The organism is Alistipes sp. 56_sp_Nov_56_25 (assembly GCF_001915285.1).
Lineage (GTDB): Bacteria > Bacteroidota > Bacteroidia > Bacteroidales > Rikenellaceae > Alistipes > Alistipes shahii.
In genome coordinates, this window is record NZ_MNQF01000063.1 from 1 (window position 1) to 24,615 (window position 24,615).

Annotated in this window: 22 protein-coding genes; 10 read left to right on the top strand and 12 right to left on the bottom strand. The window is 61.8% G+C overall.

All coding sequences use genetic code 11. From position 1 onward, the window contains the following. Both BHV64_RS10735 and BHV64_RS10740 read left to right on the top strand, forming a co-directional pair. On the top strand, window positions 1-367 hold a 367-nt coding region (locus BHV64_RS10735; protein WP_288115902.1), incomplete at its 5' end, for a DUF4831 family protein. Between the two features lie 7 nt (window positions 368-374). Then, on the top strand, window positions 375-1,031 hold the full coding sequence (locus BHV64_RS10740; protein ID WP_149887555.1) for a DNA alkylation repair protein: 657 nt from the start codon (window positions 375-377) through the stop codon (window positions 1,029-1,031). On the opposite strand, the gene BHV64_RS10745 is transcribed toward BHV64_RS10740, so the two are convergent. The 8 genes from BHV64_RS10745 to BHV64_RS10780 all read right to left on the bottom strand — a co-directional run bounded on the left by BHV64_RS10745 (window position 1,028) and on the right by BHV64_RS10780 (window position 8,616). Continuing rightward, window positions 1,028-1,360, bottom strand: coding sequence for a thioredoxin family protein (locus BHV64_RS10745; protein ID WP_015545893.1), 333 nt, complete (start codon window positions 1,358-1,360; stop codon window positions 1,028-1,030). The two genes, BHV64_RS10740 and BHV64_RS10745, sit on opposite strands and share 4 nt — an antisense overlap. Before the next feature lie 9 nt (window positions 1,361-1,369). After that, window positions 1,370-2,338: an NAD-dependent epimerase/dehydratase family protein gene (locus tag BHV64_RS10750; protein WP_217727078.1), complete on the bottom strand. Its 969-nt coding sequence runs from the start codon at window positions 2,336-2,338 to the stop codon at window positions 1,370-1,372. Window positions 2,339-2,609: 271 nt separating this feature from the next. Then, on the bottom strand, window positions 2,610-3,977 hold the full coding sequence (radA, locus tag BHV64_RS10755) for a DNA repair protein RadA (protein WP_217727077.1): 1,368 nt from the start codon (window positions 3,975-3,977) through the stop codon (window positions 2,610-2,612). Window positions 3,978-3,985: 8 nt separating this feature from the next. Continuing rightward, window positions 3,986-4,606, bottom strand: coding sequence for a hypothetical protein (locus tag BHV64_RS10760; protein WP_254886347.1), 621 nt, complete (start codon window positions 4,604-4,606; stop codon window positions 3,986-3,988). Further along, a complete protein-coding gene (locus tag BHV64_RS10765) occupies window positions 4,606-5,247 on the bottom strand; it encodes a lactate utilization protein (RefSeq protein WP_015545897.1) in 642 nt (213 codons plus the stop codon). Before BHV64_RS10765 ends, BHV64_RS10760 begins: the two co-directional genes overlap by 1 nt. An 11-nt stretch (window positions 5,248-5,258) precedes the next feature. After that, a complete protein-coding gene (rseP, locus tag BHV64_RS10770) occupies window positions 5,259-6,572 on the bottom strand; it encodes an RIP metalloprotease RseP (protein ID WP_022061601.1) in 1,314 nt (437 codons plus the stop codon). A 12-nt stretch (window positions 6,573-6,584) separates the two neighbouring features. Beyond that, a complete protein-coding gene (locus BHV64_RS10775; protein WP_138265591.1) occupies window positions 6,585-7,742 on the bottom strand; it encodes a 1-deoxy-D-xylulose-5-phosphate reductoisomerase in 1,158 nt (385 codons plus the stop codon). 7 nt (window positions 7,743-7,749) lie between these two features. Continuing rightward, window positions 7,750-8,616 (bottom strand): murein hydrolase activator EnvC family protein, encoded by an 867-nt coding sequence (locus tag BHV64_RS10780; protein WP_022061599.1) that lies wholly within the window; start codon window positions 8,614-8,616, stop codon window positions 7,750-7,752. A gap of 130 nt (window positions 8,617-8,746) precedes the next feature. Here BHV64_RS10780 and BHV64_RS10785 point away from each other — a divergent pair, with 130 nt between their 5' ends. After that, window positions 8,747-9,658: a nucleotidyltransferase family protein gene (locus BHV64_RS10785; RefSeq protein ID WP_195580150.1), complete on the top strand. Its 912-nt coding sequence runs from the start codon at window positions 8,747-8,749 to the stop codon at window positions 9,656-9,658. 417 nt (window positions 9,659-10,075) lie between these two features. Here the strand turns inward: BHV64_RS10785 and BHV64_RS10790 are convergent, their stop codons facing one another. The 3 genes from BHV64_RS10790 to BHV64_RS10800 are packed head-to-tail and all read right to left on the bottom strand — an operon-like array spanning window position 10,076 to window position 13,731. After that, window positions 10,076-10,465 (bottom strand): hypothetical protein, encoded by a 390-nt coding sequence (locus BHV64_RS10790; RefSeq protein WP_022061597.1) that lies wholly within the window; start codon window positions 10,463-10,465, stop codon window positions 10,076-10,078. A gap of 2 nt (window positions 10,466-10,467) precedes the next feature. Further along, on the bottom strand, window positions 10,468-12,924 hold the full coding sequence (locus BHV64_RS10795; RefSeq protein ID WP_217727073.1) for a GumC family protein: 2,457 nt from the start codon (window positions 12,922-12,924) through the stop codon (window positions 10,468-10,470). Between the two features lie 9 nt (window positions 12,925-12,933). After that, window positions 12,934-13,731 (bottom strand): polysaccharide biosynthesis/export family protein, encoded by a 798-nt coding sequence (locus tag BHV64_RS10800; protein WP_288115908.1) that lies wholly within the window; start codon window positions 13,729-13,731, stop codon window positions 12,934-12,936. A gap of 163 nt (window positions 13,732-13,894) precedes the next feature. On the opposite strand from BHV64_RS10800, the gene pgmB reads away from it, so the two are divergent. From pgmB to BHV64_RS10830, 6 genes are all read left to right on the top strand, one after another. After that, a complete protein-coding gene (gene pgmB / locus BHV64_RS10805) occupies window positions 13,895-14,557 on the top strand; it encodes a beta-phosphoglucomutase (protein ID WP_015545904.1) in 663 nt (220 codons plus the stop codon). 71 nt (window positions 14,558-14,628) lie between these two features. Further along, window positions 14,629-16,911: a family 65 glycosyl hydrolase domain-containing protein gene (locus BHV64_RS10810; RefSeq protein WP_288115911.1), complete on the top strand. Its 2,283-nt coding sequence runs from the start codon at window positions 14,629-14,631 to the stop codon at window positions 16,909-16,911. Next, window positions 16,908-18,179 (top strand): alpha-amylase family glycosyl hydrolase, encoded by a 1,272-nt coding sequence (locus BHV64_RS10815; protein ID WP_022061594.1) that lies wholly within the window; start codon window positions 16,908-16,910, stop codon window positions 18,177-18,179. Before BHV64_RS10810 ends, BHV64_RS10815 begins: the two co-directional genes overlap by 4 nt. 153 nt (window positions 18,180-18,332) lie before the next feature. Continuing rightward, entirely contained in the window at window positions 18,333-19,232 is a 900-nt protein-coding gene (locus tag BHV64_RS10820; RefSeq protein ID WP_288115913.1) for a TPM domain-containing protein, read from the top strand. A gap of 186 nt (window positions 19,233-19,418) precedes the next feature. Beyond that, the gene (locus BHV64_RS10825; RefSeq protein WP_288115915.1) at window positions 19,419-19,898 is read left to right on the top strand and encodes a LemA family protein; all 480 of its coding nucleotides are present in this window, start codon (window positions 19,419-19,421) and stop codon (window positions 19,896-19,898) included. After that, complete coding sequence (locus BHV64_RS10830; protein ID WP_149887549.1) at window positions 19,899-20,888, top strand: DMT family transporter; 990 nt, start codon at window positions 19,899-19,901, stop codon at window positions 20,886-20,888. Between the two features lie 69 nt (window positions 20,889-20,957). Here BHV64_RS10830 and BHV64_RS10835 read toward each other — a convergent pair whose 3' ends face one another. Continuing rightward, a complete protein-coding gene (locus BHV64_RS10835) occupies window positions 20,958-23,318 on the bottom strand; it encodes an outer membrane beta-barrel family protein (protein WP_288115916.1) in 2,361 nt (786 codons plus the stop codon). Between the two features lie 483 nt (window positions 23,319-23,801). Between BHV64_RS10835 and BHV64_RS10840 the strand changes: the two genes are divergently transcribed. Beyond that, window positions 23,802-24,551: a lysophospholipid acyltransferase family protein gene (locus tag BHV64_RS10840; protein ID WP_138265582.1), complete on the top strand. Its 750-nt coding sequence runs from the start codon at window positions 23,802-23,804 to the stop codon at window positions 24,549-24,551. The last annotated feature ends 64 nt before the right edge of the window (window positions 24,552-24,615 follow it).

A 24,615-nucleotide genomic window follows, 5' to 3' on the forward strand; every position in this document is an offset into this window, starting at 1 on the left:
CCGTCTGGAGCAGAGCTATCTGGAGCTGTTCCTCGGCAAGCGGATCGTCTCGACCGAGACCCGCCGCTACGTGGTCTGCCCGCAGGCCGACAAGAAACAGTATATCGTCTGCCGCTTCAGCCCTGCGGCCGGACTGCTTCCCGACACGGACCTTTCGGGCGACATCGTGCTGTTGCAGATCGAACCTTCGGGCGCTGCGAAGAGCGACCTCGAGGCCGGTCCGAAGGAGACGCAGGTCGTGGCGTGCCGCGTGGCCGATCCCTCGACCTGCATCGTCGTCTCGGGAGGCCGCGAGTATGCCCGCGCCGTGCTTCCTGTTTTCGAATTCGGTCGTACGATCAACGTCGCCCTGCCGCGCCGCAAATAACCTTCCGATGGATTTCACCTCCCGCATGGCGGCGCTGCTCGGGGCATTCCGCCGCGAGCGCAACGGCGCCGTTGCCGATTCGATGCGCTTCTACGGCGCACCCTGCGGCCTGAACTACGGCGTGAGCCTGCCGACGCTCCGCACGCTGGCGCGTGCCGAGGCCGCCGATCACGATTTCGCCAAATACCTCTGGCGGCAGGATGTCCGCTGCCTGCGCCTTGCCGCGCTGCACATCGCCGATCCGGCGCGCCTTACGCCCGGGGAGTTCGCCTTCTGGGGCGACGGGCTTCTCAATTCTGAAATCGCCGCGGAGGCCGCCTTCGCGCTGTTGAGCCGCATCGGGGCGTTCCCCGAACTGTTCGCGGCGTGGATTGCGCCCGATGCCGGGTGGCTGCGGCAGTATGCGGCCCTGATGGCCGCGGCCCGCGTTCCGCATCCTTCTCCGGCGTGGGCCGTTCCGGCTGCGGCCGTCGTGCACGGGGCCGCTGCGGCCAGCATCCCGGAAGCGCACCTGCTGGCTCATGGCGCCGTGGCGCTGTTCACGGCCCTCGGGACGCGAAACGAAGAGAACCGGCAGGCGGTTCTCCGTGCGGCCGGCTCTCTGGGTCAGCTCCCTGCCGAAGACTGCGTCCACGAGGAGCTGGCCTGGCGACTGGAGGTTTAGGGCTGCATCACCTGTTCGCGCTTTTCGAGTTCGTTCAGCACGTTGATCAGGTGTTCGTACCCCACGCGGCCGCTCTCGCGCCACAATACCTCTCCGCGGCAGAAAAACATCAGCGTCGGGACCGACATGATGTTGTAGCGCCGTATGATTTCACGCATCGAGGGGTCGTCGATGTCCGCTTTGTAGACGTCGACGCGGCCGTTCATCCGCTCCCGAAACTTGTCTATGGCCGGCATCATCATCCGGCACGGCCCGCACCAGGTGGCGAAGAAGTCTACGAACGTCAGCGCGTCCCGCCAGATGATCTTGTCAAAGTCCGTCATGGTCATATCTTCCGATCAGTTTATTTCCACCCACGATATTCCCGCATAGTTCTTCTCCGCAAGTTCCTTTTCGACGTAGCTGATCGTGCGCCGCAGGCCTTCGATGAGCGGTGTGCGGGGCGCCCAGTCCAGTTCGCGCCGTGTCGCCGAGATGTCGGGCGTGCGGCGGCGTATGTCGTCGATGCGCGCTTCGGCGTGGACGATGTGCGAGCTGCTGCCCGTCAGGGCGATGATCTTCTCGGCCAGCGAGCGGATCGTCACCTCGTGACTGCTGCCGAAATTGGCCGTGCGCGTCGTCTCGGCCGGCGGGGCCTCCATCAGCCGCACCAGTCCGTCGACCACGTCTTCCACCCAGCAGAAGGTCCGCAGCTGCTCGCCGCTGCCGTTGATCGGAATGTCGCGGTTCTGCAACGCCGCCACGATCATCTTCATCACCACGCGCTGGTCCATCAGGTCGGCGCCGCTGCCGTAGGTGTTGAAGATGCGCGCGATGCGTGCGTCGACCCCGAATTCATACTGGTAGGCGCGGTGCAGGGCCTCCCCGGCCCGTTTGCCTTCGGCGAGGGTGCGGTGTGTCGGACAACCGTCCGCCGCCTCGACCGAGGTGTCGCGGTATCCCGTGCCGTAGATGTCTCCGGTGGATGCGTAGAGGATGCGTGCGTGCTCCGAACGGGCCGTGTCGAGGGCGTTTATCGACCCCTGTATGCTGACCTTGAGCGACTCGACGGGCAGCGCCTTGTTGTAGCGCACGCGCGAGGGCGCCGCGAGGTTGTAAATCTCGTCGCAGCGGATGCCGAATGCGTTGACGATGTTGTGGCGGACGTACCGGAATTCCGGGTGCGGCGGCATGTCGCGCAGCAGCGGCGAATCGGCGGTGTCGCGTATGTCCACGCAGAAGACTTCGTGCCCGTCGTTCAACAGACGCAGGCACAGGTGGGAGCCGATGAATCCCACGCCGCCCAGTACGACTATTCTCTTTTGCATTTTCTTCCCTTTTACCGGGGAAAAAGCAAAATCCATTCCATACCGGCGGCAATCCGGCCGGAAGCCCACGCGAGGTCGGAAGATTCGCTTTCCGGAACTTCTGTCGCGTTTTCAGGCGGCAGCTCGCGGTGGTCCGCTCGAAGGACAGTTACGAGCAGGCCTCCGCAGGGCGGAGCTGCGGCCTGCCGATTCACCCGAGGCGAATCGAAAATCTTCCGGCCGCGACTGCCAGAAGCCGCTCCTTTCCTTATCTGTTGTTTTTGATGTCGGCCTATTCTGTGAAAAGCGCCTTCGGGAGCTGGTCGACGCTGTTTATCGGGACTACCTCGATGCCTTTGGGACGCTTGCCGCCTTTGGCCAGATAGCCCGACACGATGATGCGCCTGAATCCGAGCCTTGCGGCCTCGCTGATGCGCTGTTCGGTGCGGGGCGCGGGGCGCACTTCGCCCGACAGGCCTATTTCGCCGGCGCAGCAGACCCCCTCGGCCACGGGACGGTCGTAGTAGGACGAGATCACCGCCGCCACGACCGCGAGGTCCAGCCCCGGGTCCGCGACCTTGAATCCGCCCGCGAAATTCAGGAAAACGTCTTTCTGGAACATCTTCATCCCCACGCGCTTCTCCAGCACGGCCAGCAGCATGTTCATGCGCCGTGCGTCGTATCCGGTCGTCGAACGCTGGGGCGTGCCGTACGCCGCACCGCTCACCAGCGCCTGCACCTCGATCAGGTAGGGCCTCACGCCGTCGGCCGACGCCCCCACGGCGATGCCGCTCAACGGCTCCTCATAGTGCGTCAGCAGGATTTCCGACGGATTGTCAACCCCCCGCAGTCCGGCGTCGAGCATCTCGAAGACCCCGATTTCGAACGTCGCTCCGAACCGGTTCTTGATGCCCCGCAGGATGCGGTAGATGTTGTTGCTGTCGCCCTCGAACTGCAACACCACGTCGACGATGTGTTCGAGTATCTTGGGACCGGCTATCGAGCCGTCCTTGGTGATGTGGCCGATGATGAAGATCGACGTTCCGGTCGATTTGGCGTATTTCAGAAGCGTCGCCGCGCATTCGCGGATCTGCGACACGCTTCCCGCCGACGAGTCCAGGAGGTCGGTGTAAATCGTCTGTATCGAGTCGATCACCACCAGGTCGGGACGGTGCTCGGCGATCTGCGCCACGATGTTTTCCAGCAGCGTTTCGGGATAGATCAGGCACTCGTCGTTGCCGATGCCGATGCGCGCGGCGCGCATCTTGATCTGCTCGGCCGACTCCTCGCCCGAGACGTAGAGGGTTTTCAGTCCGTTCGCCGCCAGCGCGATTTGCAGCGAGAGGGTCGATTTGCCGATTCCCGGCTCGCCGCCCACGAGGACCAGCGACCCCGGGACCATCCCGCCGCCCAACACGCGGTTTACCTCGGCGTTTCCCAGATCGAGGCGGACGTGCTCGCTTTCGCGGATGTCCCTCACGCGCTGGGGCTTCGCCGCGGGCAGGGGACCCGCCGCGACCGCCGGGACCGAACCACTCTCGCGGGCGATGATCTCCTCGGTGAATGAGTTCCACTCGCCGCACGAGGGACAGCGTCCCAGCCATTTCGGGGCTTCGAACCCGCAGTTTTTGCAGAAAAATGCCTTTTTGACCTTTGCCATACGTCCTCCTATTTTGCGTTTGCCGAGGTGTACTCCCGGCGCACGGCCTTCGTGATTCCGGCCTCGGGGTAGAGAGCTTGGTACTCTTCGGTCAGGTCGACCGTCAGGAGGGTCTTGCTCGTGCCGTCCTCGGCCTTGTAGGCCGAGACGGCGCAGGTGTACTTCATCGCCGGTTCCGGACAGTAGACGAGGATGTCGGTTGCGCCCGGGTCCTTGAAGAAGACGCCCCGCACCCGGTCCGCCTCCGCCGTCTGTCTGATCCGGAGGCGCCCGCCGTTGTATTTGGTGAATTCCAGCACGTAGCTTCCGCCCGCCTTCACGGGAGCCGCCGCTTCGATCTCCTCCCTGATCCGTTCGACCACGGGGTCCGTTTCGTTTTCCCCTGCCTTCGTCTCCGGTTCCGTGGGATCGGTGGGGTTCGTGGGATCTGTTGGATCGGTGGGATCTGTTGGATCGGTGGGATCAGTGGGGTCGGTGGGATCGGTGGGGCCCGGTTCGGGGGCCGGGAGGGTGATTTCGGCCTCGACGCGCACGACGGGATAAACCGCCGTGTAAAATGCGTCGGAATCGTCTCCGCAGGCGGCCGCCAGCAACAGCAGGCAGGCCGTGCCGTATTTCAGTTGTTTCATCATAATCCGGAATCTTCGTCGATCAGTATTACCAACACCCGTTTGTCGGGCCAGCATCGCAGCATTTCCATCCGGGTGTTGCAGATGCGGTCCTGCGAGTTGCAGTCCGCGCAGACGCCCGTTTTGGCGCAGGGGGTGCGGAATCCGGGGTGTCGCGCTACGTTCTGCGGGGCGGCGATCCGGCGGATGCGCTCCTCGGCCTCGTCGCGGTCGGCCACGATCTTGTTGCGTCCCGCCACGATGATCACCTTTCGGGGACCGAATGCCACCGGTGCGATGCGGTTGCCCACCTTGTCCAGCCAGTGCAGTGTTCCCTGCTCCGTCACGGCGTTCACGCCCGTGATGAAAAGGTCCGACAACAGCGCGCGGCGGCGGATTTCCAGCCGCTCCTCGTAGGGCTTCGAGGCGTCGAACCCGTCGAGCAGCGTCAGCCGCCCGTTGCTCCGCAGCCACTCGACGATGCCCGTTCCGCGCATCGTCATGGAGTCGCCGAACGACACGAGTTGCGGGTTTTCGGCCTCCACGACGGCCTTCATCAGGGCGAAGGCCGCTTCGGCGTCCTTCACCACCTCGGCCTCGAAACGGTGTCTCCGCAGCGCCGCGGCGCAGGCTTCCGTTTTTTCCGCAGTTCGGTTTGTCATCGGCTCCGCATTTATTTGATAAAGAACCGGTAAATGTCGTTGCCGTTGGCGTAGAGCAGCAGGAACAGAATGATGATCAGTCCGACATACTGCGCCGCTTCGAGCACCTTGTCGCTCACCTTGCGGCCCGAGATCATCTCCCAGAAAGTGAAGATCGCGTGCCCGCCGTCGAGTCCCGGGATCGGCAGAATGTTCATCACCGCGAGGATGATCGACAGGAAGGCGGTCTTCATCCAGAAGTCCTGCCAGTCCCACGTGGAGGGGAAGATGCTGCCGATGGAGATGAATCCGCCCAGCTCCTCGTACATCTTGGTTTTGGGCTGCACGATCATCTTCAGCTGGTCCCAGTAGGAGGAGATCACCTTGCCCGTCCTTTGAATACCGGCCGGAATCGCCTCCAGAAACGTATATTTCTGCGTGCGCAGCGCGAGGCCCTTGCGGATGACTCCGAGCGTGCCGTTCTCCGAGACGGGCGCTTTGAATTCAAAGAGCATGTCCCCTTCCCGCAGGACTGTCAGCAGCACCGAATCTCCGGCGTGCGCCTTCAGGTATTGGCCGTAGCCCGCAAAGTCGAGACCCGAAACGTTGTCGATGGCTACGATCTCGTCTCCCTTCCGCAACTGTGCGACGGTCGGGTTTACGACGCTGTCGATCAGAAAGGGGATGCGGGGCAGGAGGAAATTTTCGTATCCCTTCTGCTGGCGCATCGAGATCAGCTCGTCGAGCGGGAGGATCAGTTCCACCTGCCGTCCGTTGCGTTCGACCACGACGCTGCGGTCGCTTTCGGTGATGATCAGCGAGTTTACGACCTTGTTGATGTCGTCCGCCTCTTCGCCGTCGATGCTCACCAGCCGGTCTCCGTCGTGGAATCCGAGTTTGTGCCCGGCCTCGTTGAAGTTGTAGCCCCACTTGGCGTCGGCGTTCGAGAAATAGGTGTCGCCCCACGTGTAGCAGATGCCGATGTAGATGGCCACGGCCAGCACGACGTTCATCACCACGCCGGCGATCATCACCAGAAAACGCTGCCAGGCGGGTTTGGCGCGGAACTCGTCCTGTTTGACGGGCTGTTTCATCTGTTCCGTGTCCATCGACTCGTCTATCATGCCGGCGATCTTGACATATCCGCCCAGCGGCAGCCATCCCAGACCGTACTCGGTGTTTCCGCGTTTGAATTTGAACAGCGAGAACCACGGGTCGAAGAAGATGTAGAATTTCTCGACGCGGATTTTGAACACCCGCGCCATGATGAAGTGACCCATCTCGTGAATGCCTATCAGGATGGTGAAACAGAGGAAGAACTGAATGATTTTTACAAGAATGTCCACAAGCTTTAATTTTTAATTTTTTAATTGTAGGAACTCCGCCGCCAGCGCGCGGGCTTCGGCGTTCGCCTCGGCGTAATCGGCCAGGGTGGGCGAGGGGACGAATGCGGCGTGCTCCAGCGCGTAGCGGATGGCGCGCACGATGTCGAGCCATGCGCATTTGCGGGCGAGGAACGCCGCCACGGCCACCTCGTTGGCGCCGTTCATCGTGCAGGCCGCCGTGCCGCCGCGCCGCAGACAGTCGTAGGCGATGTCGAGCGCCGGGTATTTCGCGCGGTCCACTTCGGCGAAGGTCAGCTGCGGATGGTTCAGGAAGTTGAACCGCTCGCCGGGACGGTTCGCCCGGTCGGGGTACAGCAGCGCGAAGCTGATCGGCAGGCGCATGTCGGGCGTTCCGAGCTGGGCCTTGATCGCGCCGTCCTCGAATTCGACCATCGAATGGATGATCGACTGCGGGTGGAGCAACACCGAAATCCGTTCCGCCGGGGTCCCGAACAGCCAGTGGGCCTCGATCACCTCGAACCCCTTGTTCACGAGCGTCGACGAGTCGATCGTGATCTTCGCGCCCATGTCCCACTGGGGGTGGCGCAGGGCCTGCTCCACCGTGACGTTCGCCAGCTCTTCGGCCCGGAAGTCGCGGAATGCGCCGCCGCTGCACGTGACGATCAGCCTTCTGACCGGGGCGCGCTCGCCCACGAGACACTGGAAGATGGCCGAATGTTCCGAGTCGATCGGAATCACCGGGGCTTTCCGCTTCCGGGCCAGCGGCATCACGCAGGCGCCGCCCACCACGAGCGACTCCTTGTTGGCCAGCGCGAGCTTCTTGCCCGCCTCGATGGCCGCCACCGTGGGAGCGAGTCCGGCGTAGCCCACCAGGGCGTTCACCACCACGTCCGTGCCGCCTCCGGCCGCGACCTGCGCCACGGCCTCCTCTCCGGCATATACTTTGGTGTCGGTTCCCGCGAGTGCGTCGCGCAGCTGCGCGTAGTGCTGTTTGTCGGCGATCACCGCCGCGTCGGCGTCGAATTCCCGGGCCTGCCGGGCCAGTCGTTCCCAGTTGCGGTTGGCCGTGAGGACGCGGACCTCGAAGCGGCCGGGGTTTTCGCGGGCGATGTCGAGCGTCTGCACGCCGATCGAGCCGGTCGAACCCAGTATTGCGAGTCTTTGTTTCATGCGTTTGTCAGAAGACGATGTACCCCTCGGGGTCCACGGGTTTGCCGTTGTTCCAGAGTTCGAATTCGAAGAGCCGGACCTCTCCGTCCTGCACTTCGGCGTTGTAGCCGATCAGTTCGCCCGAACGGATGGTCTGGCCGGTCGTTACGAGCGACTGCGAGAGGTTCTTGTAGACCGAGATCAGGTTCCCGGCGTGTTGCAGGACCACGATGTAACCCGTCTCCGGGGTCCAGAGGCTCTGAACCACCGTGCCGTTGTCGATGGCCGTGATGCGGTCGGCGGCGGTCGCGGCGATCTTCACGCCGAAATTTCCCTGCCGGATGTCGAATTTTCCGGTTATGATTCCCTCGACGGGCGTCGCCAGCTCGATGGCCTCGCGCACCTTGCGCCGCGAGCCGCCCTGTCCGGCGATGGCGTATTCGCCGTCGCCCTCCATCTGGGCCCGCAGGAGCGAGTCTTCGTGCGAGGGCATCACCAGCACCTTGCTGATGCGCGACGAGTCCGACGAGGCGAGCACGCGCGCCACGGGCGTGCGCCCCTCCATGATCAGGGCTATGTTCTCGTTGTAGGTCAGCATGTCGTTCATCATGCGCTCCATCGAGTCGAGCCGGATGATGTTCTGCACGAGGCTTTCGCGCGAACGGTCGGCCTCGGTGCGGTATCCGGGCAGGAATTCCAGGATGGGGGAGTACGCCACCAGCGACAGCGTGAGGATGAAGAGCATCAGCATGAACGCCACCAGTCCCGCGAGGATACTCGCCGGCGAGAGGTGCATGTGCCACTCTTCGGTGTTGTCCGTGGCGTTGAGCATGTTGAACCGGCGTTTGCGGAACAGGCCGCGCCACCATGCCCGTATGGTTTTCAGAAATTTCATCTCTCCGGGTACGATTTCTCTTTGTTAACCCTACAAAGATAGGCAAATTTGCATAAATCCTTTGCGGGGCGCGCTTAATTTTTTACCTTTGTGGATGTTTTGAACCAATGTCATAAACAGATAAAATAACATGGTAAAACCCACATTACTGGTACTCGCCGCGGGCATGGGCTCCCGCTACGGGTCGCTCAAACAGATGGACGGTGTCGGTCCCAACAACGAGGCCATCATCGACTATTCGGTCTACGACGCCATCCGCGCCGGTTTCGGCAAGGTCGTCTTCGTCATCCGCCACTCCTTCGAGAAGGAGTTCCGCGAGGTCTTCTCGGCCGACCGTTTCGGCGGGCGCATCGCCGTGGATTTCGTTTTCCAGGAACTCGACTACCTGCCCGAAGGTCTTGCCGTTCCCGAAGGCCGTGTCAAGCCGTGGGGTACGAACCACGCCGTGATGATGGCAGCCGATGCGGTTCACGAACCCTTCGCCGTGATCAACGCCGACGATTTCTACGGCGCCGAGGCCTATAAGACCATCGGGGACTACCTGGCGCAGCTCGGCGAGAGCCGCAACAGCTATTGCATGGTCGCTTACGACCTGAACAAGACGCTTTCGGAGAACGGTACGGTCTCGCGCGGCGTCTGCGGCGTCGATCCGAAAGGCGACCTCACGTCGATGGTCGAGCGGACGCAGATCGAGCGGATGCCCGACGGACAGATCGTCTTCCACGACAACGGCGCCGACGAGCCTCTCTCCGAGGACACTCCCGTTTCGATGAACCTCTTCGGCTTCACGCCCGACTTCTTCACCTACTCGAAGGAGTACTTCAAAGTCTGGTTCGAGGCCAACAAGGACAATATCAAGTCGGAGTTCTACATCCCGACGATGGTTAACAAGCTGATCGGCGACGGCACGGCTACGCTCCGCGTGCTGCGTTCGGCCGCCCAGTGGCACGGCGTCACCTACAAGGAGGACAAACCCGCGCTGATGGCCGCCATCGAGAAGATGATTGCCGAGGGTAAATATCCCCGGAATCTCTGGGCGTAGTTTTCGATTCTCACGGGCATCTTTCGCCCTGCCTTGTCCGGCCCGAACGGGAAATACTTCGGTATGTCCCGTCCGGGCCGAACTGCGTTATGGCAAAATCTGCTCCGCGATAATCAAAAACCGGTTCCGCTTCAGATGCAGTCATTTCCGTAATTCCCTCGAACGGGACGAATGGGACGTACTCGAGTACTACCCATCCGTCCCGTTCTTCGCGATGCCCGGAACTTGCCAGCTCCTATTGTCTCTGTCATTATAGGCCTACCTCTGCCTGTTTTTGCCACCGCCTGTATACTTCTGCCCGCCGCTCTGCCGCTCTGCCGCTCCAGCCCGCCTGCAAAAAAAGCGAGACTTTCCAAAGTCTCGCTTTTTTATTATCCGGTTTGGGCCTTCGTCAGCCCCCCCCCGACTTTCTGCGCGTCAGTCCAGAAAACCTTCCCGGACGAGCTGCTCGCGGATCTTGGCCCAATCGGCCACGGGATGTTTCTCTCCGTCGACGAACCGCAGCGGACAGCCCAGATTGCAGTCGTCGATGTAAAGGTCTGCATGAATCTTCGGCGACGAGGTCCAGCGCTTCTGCGACGGATTTTCGTTCACGGCGTAGAGCGGAATGCCCCGGACGCGGAACCATTCCACCGCGCGGTCCAGCAGTTTTCCATGCCGCATCGAGTAGAGGATCAGTCGGCAACCGTTGTCCGTCAGCTCTTTCAGCACGGGCGCCGCTCCCGCATCCTCACCGATCTCCGGGTAGGCATGCGTTACGACCGTACCGTCGAAGTCGATGGCTATTGTTGCGTCGTGAATGGCCATCGTTACCGTTTTACTTTATGTGCCAGCGACCGGAAGAAGTGCTTGATGCGTTTGCGGTAGCTTACTTCCTTGTAATCGTCTCCGTAGCCATATCCGTATCCATAACCGTAGCCGTAGCCATACCCGTATCCATATCCGTGACGGCGGGCGCGGGTGCTGTTTAGAACGATGCACATGTTGTGGAGCTTCTTCTCGCGGTAGAGCCGCTCGATGTCGGGCAGCTGGCGCCGGTCGAGCACACCCTCGCGTACGATGTATATACAGAGGTCCGCAAGCCGGTCGGTGATAATTGCGTCGGCCACCGACATGGCGGGCGTACTGTCGAGGAAGACATAATCGTATCTGCCGCGCATTTCGGCGATGAGCTTGTCGAGTTTGTCCGAAAGGAGCATCTCCGCCGGGTTGGGCGGCTGCACTCCTGCGTAAATCACGTCGAGATTCTGGTGGAATCCGGAGTTCTGGATCATGCTCTCCACATCGGAAACCGTTCCTGCGAGATAGCTCGTGATGCCGGTTTTGCTGTTGCTGTGGCCCAGCTGGGACGACAGGGCATGGCGGCGCAGGTCGAGGTCGATCAGCAGCACGCGCTTGCCGGCCATGGCGAGGGTCATGGCCAGATTCGTCGCCACGAAGGTCTTGCCTGCGTGCGGGTCCGACGAGGTGAAGAGAATGGTGCGGATGTCGGTTCCGGCCGAGACGCTCATAAACGTCATGTTCGAGCGCAGAATGCGGAAAGCCTCCGACAGGGCGTCGCGGCCCGTTTCGCGCACCACGATCCCGGCCTTGCCGCCGCCCTCGTGGTAGGGGATGTCGCCCAGGAACGGGGCGTTGACGTTGTCCTCGATGTCCTTGCGACCGCGGATGGTCGTGTCGAGCATGCCGATCAGGTAGAGCAGACCGAAGGGAATGGCCAGACCCACGATCAGGGCGATGCCCAGAATCATCATCGGTCGGGGCGATACGGGAGCGTTGCTGCCGTAGGCGTAGTCGATCGACCGTGAGTTGCTCTCTGCTACGGCGTAGTTGAGCTGGTTCTCCTCCTGCTTGTTCAGCAGGTAGAGGAACAGTTCTTCCTTGATCTTCTGCTGGCGCGTGATGCCCAGGATGACCTTCTCCTGCGAAGGCATGGTCGAGATGCGGATGTTGGCCTGCGTCTCCTCCTTGCGCATGGCGTCGCGCTGGATTTCGAGCGTCGAGATGTTGGAGTCGAGCGACGAGATGATCGAACGCCGCACGGCGGCCAGCAGGTTGTCGAGGTCCTGAATGACGGGGCTGCGCTCCGAACTGTTCTCCAGCAGTTTCTCGCGGCGCAGGATCGCCGAGTTGTAATCTTCGATTTGCTTGGCGATGGCCGTGTTGGTTCCCGCGGCCGCCATCGCCGGAATCAGTTCACCGACGTTTTTCGGGTCGTTCAGGTAGGTGCGAATGTACTCCGCCACGTTGATCTGGTTTTCGAGCGAAAGACCTTCCGTCTTGTAGCGCGAACTTTCCGACACGCTGCGCGCGGCCTCCGAGGTGATGTCCACCATCCGGTTGTCCTTCTTGATGTCCTCGATATTGCGGTCCACGTCGCCCAGCTCGCGTCCGATAACGTCCAGACGGGCCTTGATGAACTTGCCCGTGGCGACCGACACGCGGCGCTTGTCCTCGATGGCGTCTTCGTTGTAGGCCTCGATCAGCGTGTTGATCACGTCTTCGGCGCGCCGGGGGACGGTGTTGTTCATCGAGATGGTCACCACCGAAGCCTGCTTGTTGGCCACGTCGCTTTTCACGGCTGCGCGGTAGGCGTTAGTGGTCCGTCCCAGCGAACTCTTGGTCACGCGGATCGGAACCCCGATGTAGTCGGGGGCCATGTAGAGCGACTTCTGCACCACGACCTGACCCACGGGAGTCGGGATCGTGTCACCGTAAGCCGCCGTGATGACGCTGCGGCTCTCGTGCTTGGTGACGAACTGGTCTTTGAACTCGCTCAACCGGATTTTGTCGTCGTCGATCGGCGTGATCTCCATTGCGAGCGACTGGTTGTCGTTGTCGTTGATGAACTTCACGTCGATCGGGGCCTGGCCGTAGAGGTCGCGCCGGCGGAGCCCGTCGCTCACCGAATAGTTGACCGTCAGGTTGAGCTGCTTGACCACGTTGGTCATCAGACGCCGCGACTGGAGGATGAATACTTCGTTGTCGACGTTGCGGCGGTTCTGGAATCCCGCCAGATCGCTGAATGCCGTGAGATCCACGTCTCCGCCCTTGCGGCTGTCCTTGACCAGAATGGTCGCCGTGCGGCTGTAAATCTTCGGGGTGCTGGCCAGATAGTAGTAGGCCGCGCAGAGACAGCATACGGTCGAAAGCACGAACCAATACCAGTTGGCGATCACCATGCGGATGATGTCGTGCAGGGTGATCGTGTTCGTCAGTTCTTCGTTGTTGGTCTGTATCTGTGAATTGATCTGTTGTTCTGCCATGGAGCCTTGCTATTTGGTGAGGGTTACGATGAGTGTCGCCACCGAAATCGCCGTTCCCACCAGCGAAAGGTAGAAATTGCGGTTCTGGCTGATCTCGCCCGTCTGCGCCTTGTACTTGTTGGGTTTCACGTATACCACGTCGTTCTGCTGGAGGTAGAAAGCCGGGGAGTTGAAGATGTCGGTCGATGTGAGGTCGAGGTATTCGATCGTGCGCACGCCGTCCACCTCGCGCGTCACGGCCACCTCCGAACGCACGCCGTATACGGTCATGTCGCCGGCCATCGCCAGAGCGTCGAAAATCGAAACCTTGTCGCGCGTGACATCGTAGAATCCGGGGCGGGCCACTTCGCCGATGACCGAAATCTTCATGTCGGCGAACTGTACGTTGACCGAGGGGTCGTTGATATATCCGCCGTCGATGATCTTTTCGGCGATGGCCTGGGCCAGTTCGCTGCGGGTCTTGCCCTTGCATTCGATCTTGCCGATCACGGGCATTTCGAGCATGCCGTTCTCGTCGACGGTGCGCATCTGGAGCGCCTGCGAGTTTGCTGCGCCGGAGATGTTGGTTCCCGTGAGCGAATTGTAGGAGGTCGCCGAGTTGAACGGCACTGCCAGTTCGGGGTCCTTGCTGTTGACGACGATCGTCAGCCGGTCGAGCGGCTTGATGCGGATCTGTCCGTTTTCGGCGATTTGTTCAGGTGTGAAGGGCTGGGCGTCCTGCAGATACCATACGCGCTTCTGTGCGGAGCACGAAACGAGCAGTATGCCGAGGACCGCTGTCCCGATGAGAAGGCAGAGTTGCTTCATTTTTAATAAGGCGTTGATTGTAATTACGTGCGCAAAGATATAAATTAATTCTGAAAAACAGCCGCTTTTCGAAGGTGATATTTTACAAGTATGTAGGTAATGCGTTGCCGGATACGTGTTTTTTTGCAAAAAAATCGTATCTTTGGTATCCGAAATTCAAAAAATGATAGACTGCTGCATATTCGATTTGGACGGAGTTGTCGTCGATACGGCCCGCTACCACTATCTGGCGTGGGCCGCGCTGGCTCGTGAACTGGGCTTTGAATTCACGCCCGTGCAGGGCGAAGCGACCAAGGGTGTGAGCCGCATGGCGTCGCTGGAGATCGTCCTGCGCGCCGGAGGACTTGAGGGGCGTTTTTCCGCCGCCGAGAGGGAGCGTCTCGCCGCCGAAAAGAATGCGCGTTACCTGCGTTTTGTTTCGCAAATGACACCCGCCGAGGTGCTTCCGGGCGTGGCGGCGTTTTTGCACGACGTGCGCAGCCGCGGCGTGCGGACGGTGCTCGGCTCGGCGTCGAAGAACGCGGGGACGATCCTCGACCGGTGCGGCCTTCGGCCGCTGTTCGACGCCGTGGTCGACGGCAACGAGGTTTCGCGGGCCAAACCCGATCCCGAGGTTTTCCTGAAGGGTGCCGCCGCCGTGGACGCCGCGCCTTCCGTGTGCGTGGTCTTCGAGGACGCCGCCGCGGGTATCGAGGCTGCTTCGCGTGCGGGCATGCGTTCGGTGGGCGTCGGGGGCGGTGCGTCGCTTTCGGCCGCCACGATGCGGCTGGAAACCTTCGCGGGGTTTACGTTTGAACAATTGGCGATGAAGATCGACCGGGACTGATTGCAACCCCGGCGCAACGCCGCGGAAGGCTGCGGCCGGGGCGGTGAAACGAGCGATAAAGAGTATAGATTATGAACGACGGATATGTAAAAACCGATCCCTGGCGCCTCGTCGAGGATCGCTTCGACCCTTCGCGGGCGCTCTCTTCCGAGTCGCTCTTCGCGCTGGGCAACGGCGTGATGGGCGGCCGGGCCAATTTCGAGGAGCGTTACTCGGGCGAGACGCTTCAGGGCAATTATATCGGCGGGGTCTATTATCCCGACAAGACCCGCGTGGGGTGGTGGAAGAACGGCTACCCGGAGTATTTCGCCAAGGTCCCGAACGCCGCGTTCTGGATCGGGGTCGATGTCGCGGTCGACGGCGAGCCGCTCGACCTGGCGACCGTCGCGGAGGTGAAGAGCTTTTACCGCGAGACGGACATGCGCCGCTCGGTGCTGACGCGCCGCATGAGGGTCGTGCTGAAAAACGGCGTCGAGGTGGCCGTCGAGACGGTTCGTTTCCTCTCGCTGGCGCGCCGCGAACTGGGCGTCGTGAAATACGCCGTCACGCCGCTCAACCGGGCGGCCCGGATCACCTTCTCGCCCTATGTCGACGCCGACGTGCGCAATGCCGACGCCAACTACGACGAAAAGTTCTGGGAGGAGGTCTCGACCGAGGCCGACGCCACGCAGAGCCGTACCAAAAAGAGCGGTTTCGAGGCGGCCTGGGCGCAGGCCGTCGAGCTGGACGGCGCCGAGTGGCATTGCGAAACCCGCCCCGAGAAGGTCCGGGCCACCGCAGCGGTCAGCCGTGAAAAGGGCTGCGCCGCCGTCTTATATAAATATGCGGGCATCTGCTCGTCGCTCAACCACGCTCCGGCGGACCTTATCGCCGCGGCGCGCTGCGTCGCGGCTTCGGGACAGGAGGCGGGCTTCGAGGCCCTGCTCGAAGAGCAGACGGCCGCCTGGGCTGCCCGCTGGCACGGCTGCGACATCGAAATCGGGGGCGACGCCCGGGCGCAGCAGGGCATCCGCTTCTGCATCTTCATGTTGCTGCAAACCTATACCGGGGTGGACACCCGTCTGAATATCGGTCCGAAGGGCTTCACGGGCGAGAAATACGGCGGCGTGACCTACTGGGACACCGAGGCCTACTGCCTGCCGTTCTACCTGGCCACCGCCGGGCGGACCGTCGCCCGCGAACTGCTCGTCTACCGCTACAACCAGCTCGACAAGGCCATCGAAAACGCTGCGAAGCTGGGCTTCCGCGACGGTGCGGCGCTCTACCCGATGGTCACCGTCAACGGCGAGGAGTGCCACAACGAGTGGGAGATCACCTTCGAGGAGATCCACCGCAACGGCGCCGTCGCCTACGCGATTTTCAACTACATCCGCTATACCGGCGACACGGCGTATTTGGCCGACTGCGGGCTGGAGGTGCTGCTGTCCGTGGCGCGCTTCTGGGCGCAGCGCATCACGTGGTCCGGGGCGCGGCGAAAATATGTCATGCTGGGCGTCACGGGTCCCAACGAGTACGAGAACAACGTCGACAACAACTGGTATACCTCCTACATCGCCTGCTGGTCGATGCGCTATGCCGCCGAGTCGGCGGCGTGGGTGCGTGAAAACCGGCCTGCGGACTACGCGCGCATCTGCGCGAAGCGACGTTTCGACGAGACGGCCGAGACGAAGCGGTGGCTCGAAATCGCCGACGGCATGTACTTCGGCGAGGACCGCGAACTGGGCATCTTCCTCCAGCAGGACGGCTATCTGGACAAGGAGCAGACGTTGGCCAAAGACCTCGACCCTGCGGATCGCCCCATCAACCAGCGCTGGTCGTGGGACCGCATCCTGCGCTCGTGCCTGATCAAGCAGGCCGACGTGTTGCAGGGGCTTTATTTCTTCGGCGACGATTTCGACCTCGACACCGTCCGCCGCAACTTCCGCTTCTACGAGGCGCGCACGGTCCACGAATCGTCGCTCTCGCCCTGCGTCCACGCCATCCTCGCCGCGCGTATCGGCGATCTGGACAAGGCCTACGAACTCTACCTGCGCACGGCGCGCCTGGACCTCGACGACTACAACCGCGAGGTCCGCGAGGGCTGCCATGTCACTTCGATGGCGGGTTCGTGGCTCTCGGTGGTCGAGGGTTTCGGGGGCATGCGCGTCCGCGACGGCGTGCTGTCGTTCGACCCGCAGCTGCCGGCCGCGTGGGAGTCCCTCTCGTTCAAGGTCAATTTCCAGGACCGGGTCCTGACGGTCCGGATCACCCGCAATGCGGTCGAGGTGGCGAACGAAGGTGCCCCCGTCGAACTTGAAATCCGCGGCGTGCGCCGGCTGATCGCGGACAAGGTAATTATGAATTGTGAATTATGAATTGTTTTTGGCCGCAGGCTGTCCTGTATGAAATGAACGTGCGCCAGCTCACGCCCGAAGGCACGCTGCGCGCGGCAACTTCAAAACTGCCTTTCCTCAAAGACCTCGGCGTCGACGCCGTGTGGCTCATGCCGGTCTATCCGATCGGGGAGGCCGGGCGCAAAGGCTCGCTCGGCTCCTACTATTCGATCCGCGACTACTGTGCCGTGAACCCCGAGCTGGGCACGATGGCCGACTTCGACGCCTTCGTCGCCGAGGCCCACCGCCTCGGCATGCGGGTCCTGCTCGACTGGGTGGCCAACCACACGGCGCGCGACGCGCGGTGGATCGCCGAAAAGCCCGCCTCGTGGTACGAACGCGACGCCGCGGGCCGTCCCGCCGTGCCGTGGGACTGGTCCGACACCGCCAAACTCAACTACGCCGACCGCGACGTGTGGCGCGCGCAGGCCGACGCCATGGAGTTCTGGCTCACGCAGCACGACGTCGACGGATTCCGCTGCGACATGGCGATGCTGGTTCCCATCGAGTTCTGGAACGAGACCTCGCTGCGCCTGCGGCGTGTGAAGCCCGATCTGTTCATGCTGGCCGAGGCCGAGGAGCGGAATCTTTTCGAGGAGGGGGCTTTCGACGCCTGCTACGCCTGGCGGATGCACCACCTGATGAACGACGTGGCCCGGCAGCGCACCCGCGTCACGGCTCTGCGCGACTACATCTACGCCGACCGCGACGACTATCCCGACTCGGCCATGCGGCTGGCGTTCACGTCGAACCATGACGAGAATTCGTGGAACGGCTCCGAATTTTCCAGATTGGGCGATGCGCGCGAGATCATGGCGGTCTTCACGTTCGTCGTGCCGCGCGGCCTGCCGCTGATCTACACCGGGCAGGAGATCGGCTACGACCATTCGTTCGCCTTCTTCGACCGCGATCCGATTCCCCGTTACGAGGCCAACGCTTTCACCGGGTTCTACCGCCGCCTCACGGCGTTGCGCCACGACAACCCGGCCCTGGCGGCGGGGGAGCGGGGCGGCGCGATGACCGAGATCCGCAACAACGCCGAGGACTGCCTGATGACGCTGGTCCGCGAGACGGCTGACAACCGCGTCGTTGCGGTGATGAACCTCTCGCCCTACGCCATCCATGCCGATTACTATACGGGCATCTACGCCGGGATGTACACCGACGCCATGACGGGCGAGCCTTACGAGCTTCGCGGCCGCGTCGAGGAGGATATGGCCCCGTGGAGCTACCGGATATTGTGTAATTAAAAATTGAGAATTAAGAATTAAAAATTATTATTTGCGAATGATTGGCTGTTGTAATGCTCTTTGCAGCCCGACTGTTCGGGCCGTTGTGATGCAGCCTGCGTTATAATTTTTCATTTTTCATTTTTAATTCTTCATTTTCTTTATCTTTGCCGCATGAGAAACATTGCGATCCTTTGCCTGCTGCTCGCCTGTGCGCTGCCCGCCCTTGCGGGAACCTACCGCGCGGACGAGATTCCCAATGTTCAGTGTATGGACCGGCGGCGCTATGTCTCCGATCCCGACGGTATCCTGTCGCCTGCCGCCGTGGCGCATATCGACTCCGTCTGCGCCTCGCTGCGTGAGCGGGGCCTCGCGCAGGTCGCCGTCGTCGCCGTCGACGACATCGCGGGCGGCGATACGTTCTCGTTCGCCGTCGATCTGTTCCGCAGCTGGGGCGTAGGCTCGGCCAAAAGCAATAACGGACTGGGCATCCTGCTGGTGAAGGACCTGCGTGAGATACGCTTCGTCACGGGCGGCGGCCTCGAAGGCATCCTTCCCGACGCGCTCTGCAAACGCATCCAGCTCAACTATATGCTTCCGGCCTTCCGCGAGGGGGATTACAGCGCGGGCATGGTCGCCGGGGTGGGGGCTGCGGCCACGATCCTCGAAGGCGGCGAGGTCGATCTGGGCGGCGACGCCGACGAGGACCTTCCGGCATGGATGATCTTCACGATCGTCTTCGGCTTCGTGATCTTCCCGCTGGGCATGGTGCTGGCGAACTACTATTTCTCCCGCCGTTGCCCGAAGTGCCGTAAGCTGACGCTGAAACAGCAGTCGCAGCAGGTGTTGAGCGTCACGCGGAACTACCGGCTGGTCGAATATACGTATGTCTGCCCGAACTGCGGTGCGGTCGTGAAGCGGCGTTCGCGCAACCTGCGCGACGACAATTTCGGCGGCGGGGCCGGGGGCGGCACGATCATCGGCGGCGGCTTCGGACGCGGCATGGGCGGCGGCATGGGCGGCGGCTTCGGAGGAGGCTCCTTCGGCGGCGGCGGAGCCGGTTCGCGCTGGTAGTTTAAGGTGCAGATTTCCGGGGCGTTGCATGTTGGGCTGAAAAGCGTCTGCAATTCGGTTGCGTCGCGACAAGCCCTTCCCCTGAAGGAAGGGTTTGGGACGGGGTCTGGCTTGTAAACGGCGCCGGAGGCTGCGACTGCGGCGGTTTGATGCGAAATGAGTTTAAATATATAAATAGCTTCTGTTATGAAAAAATGGATTTGGATCGGCGTAGTCGCCGTGGTGGCGATCTTCTTTTATGCGACCTATAACGGTTTTGTGAACAGGGAGGAGGGGCTTAAAAGCGCCTGGTCCAATGTCGAGACGCAGTACCAGCGGCGTGCGGACCTGATTCCCAATCTGGTCAACACCGTGAAGGGCTACGCGGCCCACGAGACGCAGACCTTGAACGAGGTGCGCTCCGCGCTGGGCCGCCTGATCGCCGTGTCGGAGAGCTATCCCGACCTGAAGGCCAACCAGAATTTCCTCGAATTGCAGGCCCAGCTCGAAGGGACCGAGAACCGCATTGCCGTCGCCCGCAAGGACTTCAACGCCGCGGCGCAGCAGTACAACGTTTCGGTGCGCCGCTTCCCGGCCAACCTCGTCGCGCGGATGTTCGGCTTCGGCCAGAAGCCCTATTTCGAGTCGGCCGAAGGGGCCGCGGCCGCTCCGCAGGTCACCTTCTAAATGATCTCGGAACGTTCCCGCGGTTATGTGCTGGGAGCCATAGCCGCGGCCAGCTACGGACTGAATCCGCTCTTTGCGCTGCCGCTTTACGGCGCGGGCCTGGGAGTGGATTCCGTGCTGTTCTACCGCTATGTGCTGGCTGTGGTGATGCTGGGTGCGCTGATGCTGTTCCGGCGGCAGTCGTTCGCCCTGCGGCGGCGCGACGTCCTGCCGCTTGCGGCTATGGGCGTGCTCTTCTCCGTCTCGTCGCTGCTGCTTTTCGAGAGTTACAACCTCATGGACGCCGGCATCGCCTCGACGATCCTGTTCGTCTATCCGGTGATGGTCGCGGTCATCATGGCCGTGGGTTTCCGCGAGCGGGTCACCGCCGCCACGGTCGTCTCGATCGCCCTGGCGTGCGGGGGCATCTCGCTGCTCTACAAAGGGGGCGACGGCGCGACGCTCAACCTCGCGGGCGTCGTGCTGGTCTTCCTTTCGGCGCTCTCCTATGCGGTCTGGATCGTCGCCGTCAACCGCTCGTCGCTCAAGGACCTTCCGACCGAGAAACTCACCTTCTACTGTCTGGTTTTCGGCTCGCTGGTCTATGTCGTTCGGCTGCGGGGCTGTGCCGATCTGCAACCCGTCCCTTCGTCCCTGATGTGGGTCAACGCCGTTGCGCTGGCGCTTTTCCCGACGATCGTTTCGCTGGTCGCGATGGCCGGGGCCATCCGCCGCATCGGCTCCACGCCCACGGCGATCCTCGGGGCGCTGGAACCCGTCACGGCGTTGTTTTTCGGCGTCGCGGTCTTCGGCGAGCGGTTCACGCTGCGCATCGGAACCGGCGTTTTGCTGATCCTCGTCGCCGTGACGCTCATCATCGCCGGCAAATCAATCCGCATCCCCACCTCCGTCACGCACCTGGCCCGGTGGATGGCCCGTCCGCGCCTGCCGCGCTGGGCCGTGCGCTGGGCGCGCCGCCTGCCGCTGCCGCGCATCCGCCGTACCCGCTGACGGATTTTGCAAAAACACGCCGGCGCCGGAGGAATCGCCTCCGACGCCGGCGTGTTTGTCTTCGTACCGTTACAGCCGGCTCTTTTCGTCGGCCGACCCCGCCTCGACGGCTTTGCGCTTGAAGGCCTTCCCCGACTTGAAGTTGTAGGTCAGCCCGATTCGGAACGAGCGGTTGCTCCACGTCTGCCGGGCGTTCATCGTGCGGACGAATCCGTCGCCGTGCGCTCCGATCACCTGTCCCTGGTCCAGAAGGTTCTGCACCGAGAACGAGGCGGTGAACCGGTCGCCGAAGCGTTTCTTCACGCCGGCCTGCAACCGGTGGTCGGGCAGCACCCAGCAGTTGCCCAGGTCGATGCGGCTCTGATAGTTGTACGAGAGGTCGATGTAGAATTTAGCCGGCAGCGTGAAGGTCGTCGAGATGCTGCCGAATGCCCAGTTGTAGAAAGTTTCGGCGCCGTGCTGCTCGACGCGCTCACCGTGGCGCATGTAGGTGAAGTTGGCGTTCAGTTGCCACCATTTCGCGGGCTGGAAAGGCAGATTGACCGAGACGTAATAGTTTTTGGTGCGGTCGTAGTTGACCCATGCCAGTTGCAGCAGGTCGGGATTCTCCGGGTCGGCCTGTATCGTCTGCTGAATCTCGCCGCTGACGAGCTGCACGCCGGCCGTGAGGGTGTATTTGTGGGCGGCCACCAGCGTGAGGTTCACGTCCTGCTTGAACGCCGGGTCGAGCGACGGGTTTCCCGTCTGGTAGGTGTAGTCCGAAATCTGCATCCGCTGGGGGTTGAGGCACCAGAAGCGCGGCCGTTCGATGGTCCGGGCGTATTGGGCGATCAGCGACCATCCTTTCTCCTTCGAAAGGGCGAAGGAGACGTTGGCGTTTGGAAAGAGCGAGAAATAATCCTGTCCGACGCTTTTTCCCGTCGTGTGGGTGTACTCGCCGCGCAGACCAGCCACGAGGCCCCAGCGGCCGAGCTGCGCCGAGGCGACGGCGTAGGCCGCCGCAATGTTCTCCGTGTAGTCGATCGTGAAGCTCTGGTTGTCGTTGCGCGTCCATGCGTCGCCCTTGAGGTATTCGTAGAGCGCGTCGTTGTGCATGTCGTTGTAGGTGTATTTGGCTCCGGCCTTGAGCGTCCAGCGGGGCGAAAACCTCTTTTCGAGGGCCAGCGTCGCCGTGGCGATGTTGTAGACGCTCTCGGTGTTGTCGCGGTAGGTCGAATCCGCCGTTGCTCCCGGAGCCGTCATGCGGCTGAAGTTGTCGTTTCCGGAGTCGGTTTCGCGGCGCGTGTAGTCGGCAAGGAGTTTGAGCGTCGAGCCGAGCGTGTCGATCTTGCGGATGTAGTTGAACGTCGCCGAGTAGTTGTTGCGGATGTCGAGTTTGTCGAAATGGCTGTCCGTGCGTGTCACCGTGCCGGCGTTCCGGAAATCCGTGTAGGTGTCGTTCGGCTCCCCGTTCCGGTTGCGCCAGTACTCGAACTCCGCGCCGACGCTGTTCCTGCCGTCGATCTCGACCACCGCGCCGGCGCTGGCCCCGAGGCTGCGGTTGCGGCCTTTCATCGACGAATGTGCGTTCAGCTCCTTGTCCGCGGCCTCGTAGCGCGTCTGCTCGCCGGTGGTCGTCTCGTCCTTTCCGAAAGATCCCCATGCCGAGGCGTAGAAGTCCACGCGGCCCGAATGCAGGTTGATGTTGGCCGACGGATTGTACCTGTGTACGATCTCTCCCTGCGTCGTGTTGAACGCCACCGAGCCGTTGACGCCGTTCTCGCGGCGTTTTTTGAGCGTGATGCGGATGATGCCTCCCGCCGAGTCGGCGTCGTAGTCGGCGCCCGAGGTGGGCACGACCTCTATTTTCTGAATCTCCTCGGCCCGGAGCGACCGCAGGTAGGTCAGCAGCTGTTCCGGCTCCATGCGCAGTTCGCGGTCGTTGACGTAGACCTTCGAGCCGCTCTTGCCGTTGATTGATATTTTCTCCCCGTCGATCCATACGCCGGGGGCGCGTTCCAGCAGTTCTATGCCGTCCTTGCCGATGGCCGCCGGGGCGTTCGCCACGTCGACCACGAACCGGTCGGCCTCGCGGCGCACCAGCCGGGCCTTTACCTCCACGCTTTCGATGCCGGTCGCCGAGGTCCGCATCACGAAATCGCCCAGATGGTTCTCCTGCTCCACGCGCACCGGCTTTTTCACGGGGTCGAATCCGAGGTACTGAATCAGGAGCGTGTATTCGCCGGGAGCTGCTTGCAGCGCGAAGCGTCCTTCAGCGTCGGTGGCCATGCCGGCCACCTGCTCGGTTCCTTTCAGCAGGACGACCGTTGCGTATTCGACGGCTTTTCCCTGTTCGTCCACCACGCGGCCCGTCGAGGGGCAGAGGTGCGCCGCAAAGAGCCGGGTCGCGGCCGCTGCGAGCGTTACGATAAGGAGGATCAGTCTTTTCATAATATTCTGTTTTGCACTTTATTTGTCAGTGCAAAGATATGTAATAATATTTATACTATGCAAGACATAGTACTGTAAATTTCAGAAAATTTTCGATACTTATATATATGGAGGCCCGCGGTTCTTGCGGGGGTGTTTTCCGGGTGTAAAGATACCCCCCCCGGCTGCGAACCAAATTTTTCCGCAACTTTTTTTCGCGGTCCCGCTTTTTCGCCTCCTGAAAACAGGTGCAGTGAATATTTTGTTGAAAATTCGCCGACTGGCGGGGTAGGAATCCCGGGAAATAATTCCTAAATTTGCAGATTGAATTAATATGGCTAATTGTCCCCGGACGTCTGATACGGGCTTTTTTCAACCGGATGCGCCCTTTGCCTGGTCCCTCCCGGAGGCTGGAATCCGGGGCGGGCCGGATTTGTGGCCGCGGCCCGCGGCCGCGGGTTCGGACAGTCTGTTTTGCAAATGCTGTAATAGAACGATGATCGTATGTTAAGTGCTTTATACTACCTTTTGCTGGTGCTTTTGTGCACGCTTTTTATGATTCTGTCGGCCCTTGCGCTGGTTGTCTGCTATCCCTTCGACCGGGGGCGCCGGACGGTGCATGAACTGTCGCGCATCCTGGTGCGGATTTTCTTCTTCCTGCCGCCCTTTTGGCGGCAGCGGGTCATCGGCCGCGAACTGATCGACCGGAAGAAGAGCTACGTCATCGTCATCAACCACAACACGGTGATCGACATCCCGGCGCTCTACTACATTCCGCTCAATTTCCGCTGGGTGTCGAAGCGCGAGGTCTTCAAAACGCCCTTCTTCGGCCAGTTCCTCCTGCTGCACGGCGACATCTGCATCGACCGCGGCCACGCCGCCGAGGCGTTGGAACAGCTGGTCCGCGACGGGAAAAAGTGGATTTCGCGCGGGGCTTCGGTGGCGATTTTTCCCGAGGGCACGCGCTCGAAGGACGGTGAGATCCACCGCTTCAAGGCCGGGGCCTTCACGCTGGCCAAGGAGGCCGGCGCGGAGATCCTTCCCGTGGTGCTGGACGGAACCAAGACGCTGATCAAAAAGAACCTGGCATTCAACTGGGGCAACCGGATCACCGTCCGCGTGCTGCCTCCCGTTCCGGCCGAACGGGTCGCCGCGCTGGAGACGCATGAACTGATGCAGGAGGTGCATGAACGGATGTGCACGGCGCTGGGAGAAGTGAGAAACGAAAAGTTAAAAGTGAAAGATCAAAAGTGAAATGTCGCAAATAAAGGTTGGAACACGAAAAATTCAAAAAAAGTTGCGTTGAACTTCCCGCCGA

Bases quoted from the DNA above. Each gene is read 5' to 3' on its own strand.
- BHV64_RS10800 (WP_288115908.1), bottom strand. From the start codon at position 13,731: ATGAAGCAACTCTGCCTTCTCATCGGGACAGCGGTCCTCGGCATACTG.
- radA (WP_217727077.1), bottom strand. From the start codon at position 3,977: ATGGCAAAGGTCAAAAAGGCATTTTTCTGCAAAAACTGCGGGTTCGAA.
- BHV64_RS10780 (WP_022061599.1), bottom strand. From the start codon at position 8,616: ATGAAATTTCTGAAAACCATACGGGCATGGTGGCGCGGCCTGTTCCGC.
- BHV64_RS10775 (WP_138265591.1), bottom strand. From the start codon at position 7,742: ATGAAACAAAGACTCGCAATACTGGGTTCGACCGGCTCGATCGGCGTG.
- BHV64_RS10765 (WP_015545897.1), bottom strand. From the start codon at position 5,247: ATGACAAACCGAACTGCGGAAAAAACGGAAGCCTGCGCCGCGGCGCTG.
- BHV64_RS10740 (WP_149887555.1), top strand. From the start codon at position 375: ATGGATTTCACCTCCCGCATGGCGGCGCTGCTCGGGGCATTCCGCCGC.
- BHV64_RS10825 (WP_288115915.1), top strand. From the start codon at position 19,419: ATGAAAAAATGGATTTGGATCGGCGTAGTCGCCGTGGTGGCGATCTTC.
- BHV64_RS10810 (WP_288115911.1), top strand. From the start codon at position 14,629: ATGAACGACGGATATGTAAAAACCGATCCCTGGCGCCTCGTCGAGGAT.
- BHV64_RS10790 (WP_022061597.1), bottom strand. From the start codon at position 10,465: ATGGCCATTCACGACGCAACAATAGCCATCGACTTCGACGGTACGGTC.
- BHV64_RS10760 (WP_254886347.1), bottom strand. From the start codon at position 4,606: ATGAAACAACTGAAATACGGCACGGCCTGCCTGCTGTTGCTGGCGGCC.
- BHV64_RS10785 (WP_195580150.1), top strand. From the start codon at position 8,747: ATGGTAAAACCCACATTACTGGTACTCGCCGCGGGCATGGGCTCCCGC.
- BHV64_RS10745 (WP_015545893.1), bottom strand. From the start codon at position 1,360: ATGACCATGACGGACTTTGACAAGATCATCTGGCGGGACGCGCTGACG.
- BHV64_RS10835 (WP_288115916.1), bottom strand. From the start codon at position 23,318: ATGAAAAGACTGATCCTCCTTATCGTAACGCTCGCAGCGGCCGCGACC.
- BHV64_RS10830 (WP_149887549.1), top strand. From the start codon at position 19,899: ATGATCTCGGAACGTTCCCGCGGTTATGTGCTGGGAGCCATAGCCGCG.
- BHV64_RS10840 (WP_138265582.1), top strand. From the start codon at position 23,802: ATGTTAAGTGCTTTATACTACCTTTTGCTGGTGCTTTTGTGCACGCTT.
- BHV64_RS10820 (WP_288115913.1), top strand. From the start codon at position 18,333: ATGAGAAACATTGCGATCCTTTGCCTGCTGCTCGCCTGTGCGCTGCCC.
- BHV64_RS10795 (WP_217727073.1), bottom strand. From the start codon at position 12,924: ATGGCAGAACAACAGATCAATTCACAGATACAGACCAACAACGAAGAA.
- pgmB (WP_015545904.1), top strand. From the start codon at position 13,895: ATGATAGACTGCTGCATATTCGATTTGGACGGAGTTGTCGTCGATACG.
- BHV64_RS10815 (WP_022061594.1), top strand. From the start codon at position 16,908: ATGAATTGTTTTTGGCCGCAGGCTGTCCTGTATGAAATGAACGTGCGC.
- BHV64_RS10750 (WP_217727078.1), bottom strand. From the start codon at position 2,338: ATGCAAAAGAGAATAGTCGTACTGGGCGGCGTGGGATTCATCGGCTCC.